This window comes from Acidithrix sp. C25, from assembly GCF_904848545.2.
Genome location: NZ_CAJHCI020000002.1, coordinates 724,124 through 736,910, shown reverse-complemented (window position 1 = coordinate 736,910; position 12,787 = coordinate 724,124). Strand labels below are relative to the sequence as shown.

At 46.8% G+C, this 12,787-nt stretch carries 11 protein-coding genes and 1 tRNA gene; 4 read left to right on the top strand and 8 right to left on the bottom strand.

The features are described 5' to 3' along the window. Window positions 1-11: 11 nt before the first annotated feature. Window positions 12-2,951 carry a UPF0182 family membrane protein gene (locus tag ACIDITHRIX25_RS96310; protein WP_201733277.1) on the top strand — a complete coding sequence of 980 codons (2,940 nt, stop codon included), beginning with the start codon at window positions 12-14 and terminating at the stop codon, window positions 2,949-2,951. 65 nt (window positions 2,952-3,016) lie between these two features. Continuing rightward, a tRNA-Met gene (locus ACIDITHRIX25_RS96305) sits at window positions 3,017-3,090 on the top strand. A gap of 399 nt (window positions 3,091-3,489) precedes the next feature. On the opposite strand, the gene ACIDITHRIX25_RS96300 is transcribed toward ACIDITHRIX25_RS96305, so the two are convergent. The 8 genes from ACIDITHRIX25_RS96300 to ACIDITHRIX25_RS96265 all read right to left on the bottom strand — a co-directional run bounded on the left by ACIDITHRIX25_RS96300 (window position 3,490) and on the right by ACIDITHRIX25_RS96265 (window position 11,209). Next, window positions 3,490-3,750, bottom strand: coding sequence for a Smr/MutS family protein (locus ACIDITHRIX25_RS96300; protein ID WP_201733276.1), 261 nt, complete (start codon window positions 3,748-3,750; stop codon window positions 3,490-3,492). Between the two features lie 19 nt (window positions 3,751-3,769). Next, on the bottom strand, window positions 3,770-5,743 hold the full coding sequence (locus tag ACIDITHRIX25_RS96295) for a M13 family metallopeptidase (protein WP_201733275.1): 1,974 nt from the start codon (window positions 5,741-5,743) through the stop codon (window positions 3,770-3,772). A gap of 756 nt (window positions 5,744-6,499) precedes the next feature. After that, window positions 6,500-7,357 (bottom strand): urease accessory protein UreD, encoded by an 858-nt coding sequence (locus tag ACIDITHRIX25_RS96290; protein ID WP_201733274.1) that lies wholly within the window; start codon window positions 7,355-7,357, stop codon window positions 6,500-6,502. Window positions 7,358-7,410: 53 nt separating this feature from the next. Next, the gene (gene ureG / locus ACIDITHRIX25_RS96285; RefSeq protein WP_052605889.1) at window positions 7,411-8,043 is read right to left on the bottom strand and encodes an urease accessory protein UreG; all 633 of its coding nucleotides are present in this window, start codon (window positions 8,041-8,043) and stop codon (window positions 7,411-7,413) included. Between the two features lie 24 nt (window positions 8,044-8,067). Beyond that, window positions 8,068-8,772, bottom strand: coding sequence for an urease accessory UreF family protein (locus tag ACIDITHRIX25_RS96280; protein WP_052605890.1), 705 nt, complete (start codon window positions 8,770-8,772; stop codon window positions 8,068-8,070). 37 nt (window positions 8,773-8,809) lie between these two features. Continuing rightward, on the bottom strand, window positions 8,810-10,519 hold the full coding sequence (gene ureC, locus ACIDITHRIX25_RS96275) for an urease subunit alpha (RefSeq protein WP_052605891.1): 1,710 nt from the start codon (window positions 10,517-10,519) through the stop codon (window positions 8,810-8,812). Window positions 10,520-10,524: 5 nt separating this feature from the next. Continuing rightward, the gene (gene ureB, locus ACIDITHRIX25_RS96270) at window positions 10,525-10,830 is read right to left on the bottom strand and encodes an urease subunit beta (protein WP_052605892.1); all 306 of its coding nucleotides are present in this window, start codon (window positions 10,828-10,830) and stop codon (window positions 10,525-10,527) included. A 76-nt stretch (window positions 10,831-10,906) separates the two neighbouring features. Further along, on the bottom strand, window positions 10,907-11,209 hold the full coding sequence (locus tag ACIDITHRIX25_RS96265; RefSeq protein WP_052605893.1) for an urease subunit gamma: 303 nt from the start codon (window positions 11,207-11,209) through the stop codon (window positions 10,907-10,909). Between the two features lie 310 nt (window positions 11,210-11,519). Between ACIDITHRIX25_RS96265 and ACIDITHRIX25_RS96260 the strand changes: the two genes are divergently transcribed. Both ACIDITHRIX25_RS96260 and ACIDITHRIX25_RS96255 read left to right on the top strand, forming a co-directional pair. Next, window positions 11,520-11,705 carry a hypothetical protein gene (locus tag ACIDITHRIX25_RS96260; protein WP_201733273.1) on the top strand — a complete coding sequence of 62 codons (186 nt, stop codon included), beginning with the start codon at window positions 11,520-11,522 and terminating at the stop codon, window positions 11,703-11,705. Window positions 11,706-11,854: 149 nt separating this feature from the next. Then, the gene (locus ACIDITHRIX25_RS96255) at window positions 11,855-12,454 is read left to right on the top strand and encodes a phosphatase PAP2 family protein (RefSeq protein ID WP_201733272.1); all 600 of its coding nucleotides are present in this window, start codon (window positions 11,855-11,857) and stop codon (window positions 12,452-12,454) included. Window positions 12,455-12,787 lie beyond the last annotated feature (333 nt).

Sequence of the window (12,787 nt, the reverse complement as noted above, 5' to 3'; positions counted from 1 at the left end):
GTATTTATGAAATGAAAAGACCACCTGACCTTCCAATTACCCGTAAGCGACTGACCAAGAGGCAAATGATTGCTCTTATTGTTGCAGTCGTAATAATCGCTGTGGTGCTTTCCCTGAGGGGAATAGCCATGTTTTACACAGATTACCTTTGGTTTAGATCTGTAAATTTATCTAGCGTATGGTCAAAGACTCTTCTTACGAAGGTTGAGTTGACCGTAGTCTTTGACTTGATCTTTTTCTTAGGCTGCTTTGCCAGTCTTACCGTTGCAGAGAAGGTTGCATCCTCAGAGTCGCAAATTAGCCCAGAAGAGGATTTGATTAGGCGATTTAAATCTGCAAGGCGAAGAGTTCGCATTCTGGGACGCGCAGGAGTTTCGTTACTTCTAGCTCTTTTGGTTGGATCGAGCGCGACATCCCAATGGCGAAACTGGCTCTTGTTCCAAAATAGCGTATCGTTCAATATGAAAGATCCTCTCTTTCATAAAGATGCAAGCTTTTATGTCTTCAAATTACCTTTCATTACCTTTTTGGTAAGTTGGGGTTTTCTTGCCCTGACTGTGATATTGCTTGCTTCGCTCGCATTCCACTATTTCAATGGAGGAATTCGCGTTCAAGGCCAGGGGCAGCGTGTCGGTCCAAAGGTCAAGGCGCACCTATCCCTTATCGTGGCACTGATGGCTCTGTTGAAGGCCGTGGGATACTATTTTCAACGCTATCACCTAGTTACGTCCACTCGAGGCTTTGTGGAAGGCGCCGGCTATACCGATGTTCATGCGGTTTTGCCAGCTCTGACATTGTTAGTGATTATATCTTTAGCTTCTGGCGGAATTCTTATCTACAACATTCGGCGCAGAGGTTGGGTTCTGCCAATTATAGCTGTGGGTCTTTGGGCGTTGATGTCGGTAATTCTTGGTGGAATCTACCCCGCAGTTATGCAGCAGTTTATCGTCCAGCCCTCTCAGATATCTAAGGAATCACCCTATATCGCACGCAATATATCGGCGACACGTTATGCATTTGGGCTTACCAAAATCAAACAGTCTCCGTTTTCCTATTCGCAAAATCTAACTTCTGCATCGTTGACTTCGGATCTAGCTACTCTACAAGCTGTGCGACTGTGGGATCCGATCTCGCCGATCAACACCTTTAATAAGCTCCAAGACATTCGTTCTTACTATCAGTTCAATGCTTTGGCGGTAGACAGGTACAAGATTTCAGGCGTTACTACGCCTGTTTTGTTGGGAGTTCGTGAACTCAACCAAGCTGACCTTCCATCTCAGTCTTGGGTTAACTTGCACTTACAATTTACCCATGGATATGGAGCGGTACTTTCGCCAGCTAATGCGGTTAAGCCCGATGGCAATCCTAAGTTTGCAATCAGTGACGTACCTCCAGTTTCTGCTCCGGGTGTGACGAAAATTACTCAGCCACAGGTCTACTACGGATTGGGAAATAGTAGCTATGTCGTCGGTAATACTGCACAGCCTGAGATTGATTATCAGACGCAATCGGGCACATCAGTAGAGACCCACTATAACGGCACCGGTGGTGTAAGGTTATCTTCGATCGTTCGTCGTGCAGCCTATGCTTTGCGATATAACGATATTAATTTGTTGATTTCCGGATTGATTCGTCCCAATTCGCGCATTATCTACCGACGTAACATTCAGAATATGATCACCACGGCGGCCCCATTCCTTCATTTGGATGCAAATCCATATCCAGCGATTGTGAATGGACGGATTGTTTGGATTCAAGATGCCTACACTACAACTAGTAACTTCCCATACTCCCAACAGGGAAATAATTCGGCACTAAGCACTTCAAGTGGACTTGCTGGAAACTTTAACTACGTAAGAAATTCTGTAAAGGTCGTTATCGATGCATACAACGGCTCCATGAAGTTTTATGTTACCGATCCGCGTGACCCGATCATTAGAAGTTACGAGTCCATCTTTCCTGGAATGTTTACACCAGTTTCGCAGGCTCCGGCAGCACTAGTTCGACATTTCAGATATCCAGAGGATCTGTTGACGGTACAGGCGACCATGTATGGTTACTATCACATTACAAATGCAACGGCGTTTTATAATGCTGGTGATGCGTGGACTTTGGCCCAAGATCCAGGAACCGGTCCAGTAACTCAAGCTTTGAGCACCTCGATAGGGCAAGGTACCGTGGCGAAATTTGCTCCTGAATATCAGCTGCTTAAATTGCCGGGGCAGACAAAGCCAACCTTTAATTTGCTCGAACCCTTTGTCCCTGTCTCACAGTCCGGGGTTCAACAAAACTTATCGGGTTTCTTGGTTGCAGGCAGTGACCCTTCAAACTATGGGCAACTTACAGACTTCGTAACCCCACGAGGGCAGCAGATTGATGGTCCCGCTCTGATAAATGCCCGAATAAGTGCAACGCCGGCCATCTCTCAGCAGATTAGTCTTTTGGATCAGCATGGATCTCAAGTGAGTTTTGGAACAACATTGATGGTTCCGGTGGGCCAGTCACTGCTTTATATCAGGCCGCTATACGTTGCATCCGTTCAGAACTCTTTGCCGGAGATAAAGCAGGTAATAGTTGTTTATGGGACCCAGGCAGCAATGGAGCCTACCTTAGCCGGAGCACTAAAGGACGTATTTGGTACGGTTTTACCAGGTGTTCAGGGAGCCAATCAGCTGGCTGCCGCGGCCTCAGGTTCGACGACTACGGTACCCGGTGGCACATCGCAAATATCTCCGATTACTGGTAGCAATGCGTCATCCTTGATCGCTCAAGCTAATCAGCTTTATTCACAGGCTCAAGCCGATCTAAAAGCTGGAAACTTGGGCGGCTACCAGAGTGCTGTAAATGAAATAGGGACGATATTGAGCCAACTTCATATTGCGCCCACAACAACGAAGGCCTCTCCGACAACGACGACAGCTCCTAAGGCCTCGGCTTCCTCGTCGGCGTAGATCTTGGGATGTTGCGATAGCGGCCGTATTTATCTATGGCCGCTATTATATTGTAAGTATTGCAACGCGGGGTGGAGCAGCATGGTAGCTCGTCGGGCTCATAACCCGAAGGTCGCAGGTTCAAATCCTGTCCCCGCCACTAATGATAATGCAGGACCGGTCCGCAAGGATCGGTCCTGTTGTTTTTCGAATTCTAATCCATGGGCAATCCCATGAACGTCACAGCTCGTCGCTACTATCGATACGTACCGGATAAAGAGTTCTACCGCGTATGAAATCGAGTTCCCCACCCCGGTAGAAACGGAAGAGCCACTTATCCCCTTAGGCCAAGCCAGCACAGTTGAAAGGGATAAGTACTTATATGGTCAAGCTTTAGGTTGTTCTCTGGTTGCACTTGTTGAGGGCCAGGAATGTCATTACATGGTCGAGATCTGAGATCACATCTTTGCTGGAATTGCCAACTTGTCACTAACGAAATAGGACTAAATGTTGAATCATGCCTTGACTTTCTGCCATTGTCGTAGAGTGTTTTAGCGTTCTACTTCCATTTGAAGTGAACAAAGATACGTCCAAAGTTGTCAGAATCTTTCTCGAGTCTGTGGTATCTTCCTTTGATCTCTTTGCTTTCTAAAAACCTGATTACATGCTTTTTGAGCTGCCCGCTTCCTTTGCCGGGAATGATCTCGATGGAAGAGGCCTTTATACGTTCGGCCTCTGCGAAGGCATCGTTTAGAGCAGCGTCGATAGCACGAGAGTTGTTGAAGATTGGATGGAGATCTACTTTTATCTTTGATGACATTTAAGTCGCCGAATCACATCTACCAGATTTGTATTCGTTGTGAAGGATCGAGCCACATTCGACAATCTTCATTTGTCTCAAATGCTTCATGGAAGGCATCTAAGTTTTTAACGATTTGGTTGCATCGAAATTCGCTTGGCGAGTGTGGGTCGATTGCGATGAGACGCTCCATCTCGGCATTACGTCGCTTTTCCCGCCACGCTTGCGCCCACGACAGGAAGAACCTTTGAGCGCCATTGTAGCCATCGATTATTGGGGATTCGGCGCCATCCAATGAAATAAGGTAAGCCTTCCAAGCGATTCCCAGTCCTCCAAGGTCACCGATGTTTTCCCCAACCGTCAACTCTCCATTTACCTTAATGTGTGGTGTTTGAGCGGGCGATAGTGCGCTATATTGCGAAATGAGGGCCTTTGCCCGCTCGTCGAATAATTCTCTGTCGCTATCGGTCCACCAATTTTCCATCTTGCCGGAACCGTCAAATTTGGAGCCTTGATCGTCGAAGCCATGGCCAATTTCGTGGCCAATGACAGCACCGATTGCACCATAATTTGCTGCGTCGTCGCTATTTGGATCAAAGAAAGGAAATTGCAATATTGCTGCTGGGAAGACGATTTCGTTGAACCCGGGATTGTAATATGCATTGACGGTTTGGGGGTTCATAAACCACTCATCGCGATCGATTGCGCTTCCAAGTTTTCTAATTTCTCGATTGTGGTTGAAGGTTGCAATTGCTCGAATGTTGGCGATCAGCGACTCGGAGGTTATGGAGAGCGCATCGTAATTACGCCATTTCTTTGGATATCCAACTTTTGGAGTGAATTGATCCAATTTGGCGATTGCCCGTATTTTGGTTTCAGAACTCATCCAGTTGAGCTTCGTAATACTTTGTTGATACGCTTCAACTAAGTTTGCAACTAAGCGATCCATCGCTACCTTTGACTCCTCGTTGAAGTGCTTTTGGACGTAGATTCTTCCAACAGCTTCGCCCATTGCGCCATTTAGTAACGAGACGGCGCGTTTCCACCGCTCTGGAATGGCCGGAGTCCCAGTGAGCGTCTTGGAGTAGAAGTCGTAGTGTTCTTCTACAAAGGCCGAAGAGAGATATGCCGATGAGCTTCTAAGAATGTTCCACTTTAGAAAGATCTTCCATCTCTCTATTCCGATCTCGGAAAGTAATTTTGTGACCTCGCTATGAAATGAAGGTTGCCCAACAACAATTTCAGGGGACCTTTCTACGGCCTCTGAAATATGAAGGAGGTAGCTATCGAAGGCTTTCCCTACAGCTGGGTCGATGTCGAGGATTGATTTCTTAAAGTCGCTCCAGGTAGTGAGGTTGTAAACCTTGGTCTGATCTCGGCAGGTGACGTTATCCCAGTGGCACCTGGCAATCTTTGTCTCTAAATCAACTACGAGATCTGCATATGTGGGTGCATTTTCAGGTTCAATGAGTGCGAAGGTGCGTTCGATATGGACTTTGTAGGCTTCCAATATCGACGCGAAATGTTCATCACGATAGAACTGCTCGTCCGGAAGACCAATGCCACCTTGTTCAATAAAGAGGAGATATCGATTTGGATCCCCGGGATCGTTGTCTACGAATCCACCGAAGATTCCCGGGATTGATATCGACTCGAAGCGGCCAAAGATGTCAAAAAGGGAATTGAGGTCTTGAATCGAATCTGCCTCATCCAGCAGGTCTGCGATTGGGAGTGAGCCGGCTGATTCAATCGCAGCCTCATTCATGTACGACTGATACAGCGCACCAATTTTCTCAGCTTGAGGGTCGGTTTTATTGGAAATTGCAGCTTCTGCGATCCCTTTGACCGCTAACTCTGCCTCTTCGGCAAGGATTGCGAACCATCCGTAGCGAGCCTTATCTGAAGGTATTTCGCTGTTTTGTAGCCATTTCCCATTCACGTGCCTAAATAGGTCGTCTTTGGGCGAGATATCTTCGTCCATTCCATCTTTGCGGATCCCAGAAGCCTTTGTCATATGGTCATATTAGTTGACATCCTATGGACTTTGATAGATTCAGTTTGACTCAATCTAGTCACAGCAAACTTCGGTCATCTTTATTTCACACCTTGAGAGAGGTGTGGGTTTGTCGTTAGTACTGCTAAGGCGGGATAAGGTTTGTTCGGCGACAATCAATGCTGTGAGGTCTTGTATTCTTCAAGAGTGAGACGAGCTTGGTGATTTAGGTGAAGTCGATGGGGTGGTTGCTCGGCGGGCGCCCCGGAAATCCCCAGCTCAGTTAATTGATTGGTAGCGGTGACTTTTACCGCTAGGTCTCTTAACATAGAGCGTATTTAAAGTATGTTTGGCGGTCCAAGCGCATTAAAAGATTAGCTTGTTCTATTCCTCAGATGGAATGAATGAATCCACAAAACCATAAAGTGCCTTAGGTGTGGCAGATTTCCTTCGAGTTCGTAGTCTGGGCAATTCCAAAGCGGTTGGTTGTGTTTAGGTGATCGCTTGGTTACATTTTTGACCTGGTAAGTATTTTGCCTATTTCTTGAGGCCACCGGGAGAAGTGGTTTTTCTAGGTTTGTGAGACAAATTCTGGTTAGTTTAGGATCCTAGGCGTCCTTTGTCAGAGTGTCCCAAAACAATGTGCGCTTGGGCTCGCTAGGAAGCAAGGGAGTTAGCCGTCTTTTTGCAAAGCGGATAAGTCACTGTGATATTGACGAGTTTTGGAATGTCCTCGATGTTTAACATTGGTTGGCGGCAGATAATAAGGGAATGTGGTTAATTTAGGAAGTTTTGAGCCAACCAAGAGAAGTACGACGCAAGATAAAAAGGATCTCTGGCACGTCCCCTAATTAGCGTAATTTGTTCCATTGGCGATGTCGCAAGAGAGCTCTGCACCTTGGTCATAGCAGAAGTACCAATTTTGGTGAGTTCGTGTAATTTTAGATCTCCTTGCGGACCAAATCCACAGAAGTAGATCGTGCCTATTACATCAAAGCCGCCCGTTATACGTTGACGAGCTCCCAAGGGGTCGAAGAGTGGATTTTCGTGCGTTGCGATTCGATCGATTAGTACAGTTTCGCCACCGTAGATCACCTCCATAGCCATATCGATGGTTGTTGTGCCATGGGAGTTTTTGGTTGGAGCGACCTTTGCTATTATCTCCGAGGTGATGGCTACGCCACCTAGCGCTAGGTCGAGCTGAATCGATGAAACAAAGTTTGAACCTTCGTAGGAGATCGTAGGAGCCAGTAGCGCAATGAGGCTACAGTCACTGGCTATTTTGAAGTTCTGTTTCATCTTAGCGTATCTGTCATCTTCACAAAGATGGACCTTTGTCGCTGATTGGCTTTCGATTACGACATTGCTTTTATCACCAAGACTTAGTGAGATTTGGTGGCGTTCTCCAGGGAAAAGGCCAGGTCCTATCTCGGTGATAAAGAACCGCTTGCGTCCAAAGACCTCGGTAGTTCGATTTGATAGCCTGAATTGTCCAAATTGCTCTTGACATCTTGGTACCCCGTTCTTAAAGTCGACGACGAGTGATGATGTGGGTTCCATGCCGAAACTACATCTAGCAGAATCTATAGCTGCTGGGAGATTTTTGCTAGTTAGGGTAGATGTATTTACCGTCATAGTTAGTAGCGACCTTTGGTGGAGATTGAGCGAGTTTTGCTGTCTTTTTTTGCCTAGCCAATTTGGTCTGATATCCACCTTGTAATTTGATCGATGCCTCGTCCGTCGCCCAAGTCCGAGAAGATAGTGGCTCGTTCGCCTCTTAGGGTTTGGGCGTCGTGTTCCATTGTCTCTAGGTTCGCTCCGACAAAAGGAGCAAGGGAGATCTTGTTTATGATAAGGAGGTCTGAGAAGGTAAGACCCGGTCCTCCTTTTCTGGGGATTTTGTCTCCTTGTGCTACGTCGATCACGTAGATAGTTTTGTCAGCTAGATCTGGAGAGAACATCGCAGTCAGGTTGTCGCCGCCAGATTCAACTAATATCAGGTCCAGCTGATCGCACCTTTGTGTCAGCTCGTCGATGGCAGCTAGGTTCATTGAAACGTCGTCGCGAATTGCCGAATGAGGACAGCCTCCTGTTTCGACACCCAAGATATGATTCTGGGGTAAAATCCCCAAATTTGTTAGAAAATCGGCATCTTCCTTCGTGTAGATATCGTTGGTCACAACACCAATTTGAACCGAGGATTGTAACGATTCGATAATTCTCCTCACCAGCATTGTCTTGCCGGATCCAACTGGCCCGCCCACTCCGATTCGGAGTGCCCGTCGAGTTGCGCTTTTGGTATTGTCGAGTGCTATTGTCATCTGATAACTTCCTTTTCTTGGTTTTTACGACTGAAATAGCCTTGGTGAGAGTTCTTGGTGGTTTATTTGGTCCATCTCTATCTGCCAAGCTGAAATCGCCGATCTATCTGGAAGCGATTTAGGCCGAACCATGGCTAGCTTGGCAGAAGATTCCAGAATCGTGCCCATCATCTCTAGTTGTGCGAATTGGCCAATTCGTCCACAGCGAACCAGTACCGATGTGGCGGCCAATGCCTGGGTTTGTAGATAAAAGAGCCTGGTGAGATCGATCGGCCATTTAAGGCGACCAGAGATAATTCCAACGATGCTTGATGGTTCCCGAAGATCTTCCTGCAGTTTTGTACCGTAAGACGGATTGCTCGCGAACAATTTATTGCCTGCTATTTCAATAGCGCGAGCGAGGGATATTGCAGACTTTCGTCCTTCGTAAGTTGATCGACTTGCATGCAAGATCGTGTCCTCTTTGGTGATTTGTTGGGTGGTGGCTTGTGGAGTTTGCAAAATCTCTGAGATCTTTGATATGTTTTCGAGATCGCCATACCAAAGGGAATGGACCATATAGTTTTCAATCCAATTGAGGCCCTTCTCTGGGTCTGCGCCATCTTTTGAGGCGGCGAAGGTCTCAAATCCAAAGCTATGACCGTATGCTCCCGCGGGAAACGCTGAATCAAAGAAGTAGTGCATTTGCGATATCTGGCGTGCGTCGGATCTTTTATTGGAGCTCTCCATAGTTAAAGCTGGCCCTTTACCTTGGTGAAATAATCTTTCAAAAGAGAAAATAGCGTTGAGCTAGAGGGAGTGACCTTGCCGGCTGTGAAGTTAGAAGCTCACCATCGAGTCGCACCTCGTATGTTTGGGGGTTTACCTCAATATCTCCAACTCTGTCATTTAGCACCATTGCAGCTTTTGTAAGAGTCCTTGTTCCTTTGACGGGAAGTCTCTTGCGATTCGAATTTTTGAAGCTACTACCGCTGCTAAGGCTGATTTCAGAGACGAACGTGAAGCCAACCGACGATGCGGCGAGTCCCATGGATGCAAATTGTGACTTATATAGGCGTGGCTCGGGAGTAGGTATGGACGCATTGGGATCACCACTGACAGCGCACGAAATCATTCCTGCTTTGATGATCAGTTCGGGTTTGACTCCAAAGAATGCCGGTTTCCAAAGCACCAAGTCGGCAATCTTCCCAACTTCGACGGAGCCTACATAGCTCGAGACTCCATTGGCAATGGCTGGGTTTATTGTGTATTTGGCGACGTATCGCTTTACTCGATTGTTGTCGGATCTATCGCTATCACCTTCGAGTGGACCTCTCTCTTGCTTCATTTTGTGGGCGGCTTGCCATGTCCTAATGATTACCTCACCGACCCTACCCATCGCTTGACTATCGGAGGAGATCATAGAGATTGCGCCGAGATCATGTAGAACATCCTCGGCGGCTATCGTTTCAGCTCGAATTCGAGAGTCAGCAAAGGCTATATCTTCAGCTACAGACTTGTCCAAGTGGTGACAGACCATCAGCATGTCTAGGTGCTCTTCTATGGTGTTGAGGGTATAGGGTCGTGTTGGATTTGTACTAGAGGGAAGAAAATTTGAAAGGCCGGCAACCTTTATGATGTCGGGCGCGTGGCCACCACCGGCACCCTCGGTGTGGAAGGCATGGATGGTTCGACCTGATACGGCATTTATCGTCTCTTCGACAAAGCCACTTTCATTCAGGGTATCCGTATGAATTGCAACCTGAACGTCCATCTCGTCGGCGACATCTAGACAGGTGGAGATGGCCCTAGGTGTAGACCCCCAGTCCTCGTGCAACTTGAGACCCATAGCCCCGGCGATAACTTGTTCTCGCAGCGCCTCGTGTGACGATGAATTTCCTTTGCCCATGAAGCCCACGTTGATCGGTTGATCTTCGAATGCCTCGATCATGCGGGCCATATACCAGGCTCCGGGTGTCACCGTTGTTGCGTTTGTCCCAGTAGCCGGACCGGTTCCGCCTCCTATCATGGTTGTAATGCCAGATGAGACTGCGGCTTGGATCTGATCTGCAGATATGAAATGTATGTGAGAGTCGATTCCGCCTGCGGTGAGAATCATTTTTTCTCCGGCGATTATCTCTGTGCTCGCACCGATTTCAATCGTGACACCTTTGGAGACGAGAGAGTTTCCCGCGCTTCCGATCGCTAAAATCAAGCCATCTCGGATAGCGATGTCAGCTTTATAAATTCCACTGTGGTCCAGAATTAGCACATTGGTGATGACAAGATCTGGCGCACCCATTGAGCGTGTAATGATTGGGTTCTGACCCATTGAATCACGGATGGTCTTACCGCCGCCGAATTTGGCCTCTTCGCCCTTGGTCGTTAGATCTTTTTCCACCTCTACGATGAGGTCGGTATCGCCCAAGCGCACTCGGTCGCCTGTTGTGGGTCCGTAATGACTGACATAGATTGATCTAGGGATTGAACTTGCCATTAGATTTATCGTTTCATCTCAGGGGCCGACGTCGATTCTGGTGTGGTTAGCGAACCGCTAAAGTGAACCAAATTCACGTTTCGATGTTGACCTGGCTCAAAGCGCATAGCAGTTCCACTGGCGAGATCGAGTCGAGTGTGAAATGCCAAGCTTCGGTCGAATAAGAGCGCGTGGTTGCTCTCGTAGAAGTGAAAGTGCGATCCAACCTGGATGGGCCGATCTCCGCTATTGAAGACTTCGATTTCTACGATTTGAGAGTCAGAATTGATAAGAATATCTTCCTCTGTGAGGAAAAATTCGCCTGGAATCATGTCTGTCCTTTTGTAATAAAGTTGGTGACTCTAGGAAGTTGCCAACTTTGAGCTTGGAGTTGACGTCTTTGTTGAACTATGAGATTGGGTTGTGGACCGTGACCAATTTGGTGCCATCTGGGAATGTGGCTTCTATCTGGATCTCCTCTATCATCTCTGGAATACCTTCTAGAACTTGATCCGCTGTTAATATTTGAGTGCCGTAAACCATAAGCTCAGAGACGCTTTTACCATCTCGGGCGCTTTCGAGCAGTTCCGAGGAGATCAATGAAATTGCCTCCGGATAGTTGAGACGTAGACCCCTCTGAAGGCGCCGTCGAGCAAGATCTCCGGCTACCACTAGAAGGAGTTTTTCTTTATCCCTGTCGGTAAGTAACATTGATTGACTCGCTTTTGCCTGTTAGTTTTTCCGTAAAACGAAGGTTAGCGCATGGAAACTATAGAAGGATCCCCTATGCACTTCTTGATGCACTATTTAACAAAGATGAAACATTTCCTTCAATCTTAAGAGTTCAATTAGCTAATTTAGTATTTGTAATTTTGTTGATATTTAATCTATTTTCTGCTTCTAGATAGATTATTTTTTGACACTACTATCTCGCCAGGATATCTTTTAGGTATTCCTTATCTCCTTTCGGAGAGGATTTTATTACCACTTGAGCGGCGAGTATTGATAGCAAGGCTATCAAATGCAATTTAGACTGGCTGATCTATTTTCCGTCAGCAATTATTTTGACTCCTGGCTGACCTCTAATATGGCGCTTGTTTTCTTAGGTAAGTCGAAAGTGCGCTTCTTGCCAGGTGCAGTTGTTGAAATGGTTCCTGGGGGTTTTTTGTGTGACGCCATAGAGATTCTCTATCGTATTGATATCTAGTGGATCTCAATTCCTTGCTTTGTCTTGAATTTAAACCGCGCTAATTCAAATGAAAGTCCTGGTAGGCCTCTTGTTACCACCTAAAATATGAATTAAAGGTAAAGTTTAGGTAAATATAAAAGGATTTATTTCTTTAGAAATGAGTGTCGATGAACAGTCTTGACCGTAGTCTCTATGAGTCCGTAAATCGTTTTGCTAGGAACACCTCATTCGCTCACGGGTTCATGAGCGCCTATGCGGTCTATGGCGGCCTGGTAATCCTTGGGTTGCTCGGTTTCTGGGCTTTTCTTAGGGCGAGAAAGGTTGGGGCACTTCAATCAGCTCGAGTCGTTTGGGTTGGTGCAGCTACGTTGATAGCCTTGGGTCTGAATCAGCCTATAATTCACTTTTTTGGACGGCCGCGACCTTATAACTCGATACCGGGAATGGAGGTCTTGATAGCTAGGGCTAATGACTTTAGCTTTCCCTCTGATCACGGGACGGTGGCTGGAGCCATGATCGTAGGGCTCCTGTTGGTTGATCGAAAGGTAGGAATTTTCGCTGCGGTATTTGGGCTATTTCTTGGCTTTGCTCGAGTCTACGTAGGAGCTCATTATCCGGGTGATATCGTAGCTGGCTTGATTTGGGCTGGCCTTTTTGTCGCTGTCACGCTTCCTCTTGCGACAAAGCTTTTGAGCCGCCCGGCTGAGTATCTACTCCATACCGGGTTTGCGCCGGTTATTTCAAGTGGAGGACGCCGAGCTATATAGGCGGATTTTGATCACGTGTATCCAATTCGAAACCGTTCGCTTCTCTGGCTAGTTCGATCTAATGGGATCGGTATATCGATGGTTTTAGACTATAAATCTGGCGAGATTCTTTGTCATAAATGGGGTAATTATGTTGTATGTGATGAATGTTATTTCTTTTAAGCTTATTTTTGTTCGATACGTTCGCTCTTATTGATTGCGTGATGACCTCGCCCCTACTCTGCAAACATACTTGTTGAATTTTCGCGAATCTACGAAGTCCATATGCAGGGAATTTATCGAAGCGACGCGTTTGTCCGTAATGACACTATGTCGCATTTACTAACACAAATA

What these genes read in the sequence shown, in the direction of transcription:
- ACIDITHRIX25_RS96280 (WP_052605890.1), bottom strand. Translation starts at nt 8,772, where the DNA reads ATGGAGAGCTCCAATAAAAGATCCGACGCACGCCAGATATCGCAAATG.
- ACIDITHRIX25_RS96290 (WP_201733274.1), bottom strand. Translation starts at nt 7,357, where the DNA reads ATGACGGTAAATACATCTACCCTAACTAGCAAAAATCTCCCAGCAGCT.
- ureB (WP_052605892.1), bottom strand. Translation starts at nt 10,830, where the DNA reads ATGATTCCAGGCGAATTTTTCCTCACAGAGGAAGATATTCTTATCAAT.
- ACIDITHRIX25_RS96255 (WP_201733272.1), top strand. Translation starts at nt 11,855, where the DNA reads ATGAACAGTCTTGACCGTAGTCTCTATGAGTCCGTAAATCGTTTTGCT.
- ACIDITHRIX25_RS96295 (WP_201733275.1), bottom strand. Translation starts at nt 5,743, where the DNA reads ATGACAAAGGCTTCTGGGATCCGCAAAGATGGAATGGACGAAGATATC.
- ACIDITHRIX25_RS96300 (WP_201733276.1), bottom strand. Translation starts at nt 3,750, where the DNA reads ATGTCATCAAAGATAAAAGTAGATCTCCATCCAATCTTCAACAACTCT.
- ACIDITHRIX25_RS96265 (WP_052605893.1), bottom strand. Translation starts at nt 11,209, where the DNA reads ATGTTACTTACCGACAGGGATAAAGAAAAACTCCTTCTAGTGGTAGCC.
- ureC (WP_052605891.1), bottom strand. Translation starts at nt 10,519, where the DNA reads ATGGCAAGTTCAATCCCTAGATCAATCTATGTCAGTCATTACGGACCC.
- ACIDITHRIX25_RS96260 (WP_201733273.1), top strand. Translation starts at nt 11,520, where the DNA reads ATGCAATTTAGACTGGCTGATCTATTTTCCGTCAGCAATTATTTTGAC.
- ureG (WP_052605889.1), bottom strand. Translation starts at nt 8,043, where the DNA reads ATGACAATAGCACTCGACAATACCAAAAGCGCAACTCGACGGGCACTC.
- ACIDITHRIX25_RS96310 (WP_201733277.1), top strand. Translation starts at nt 12, where the DNA reads ATGAAAAGACCACCTGACCTTCCAATTACCCGTAAGCGACTGACCAAG.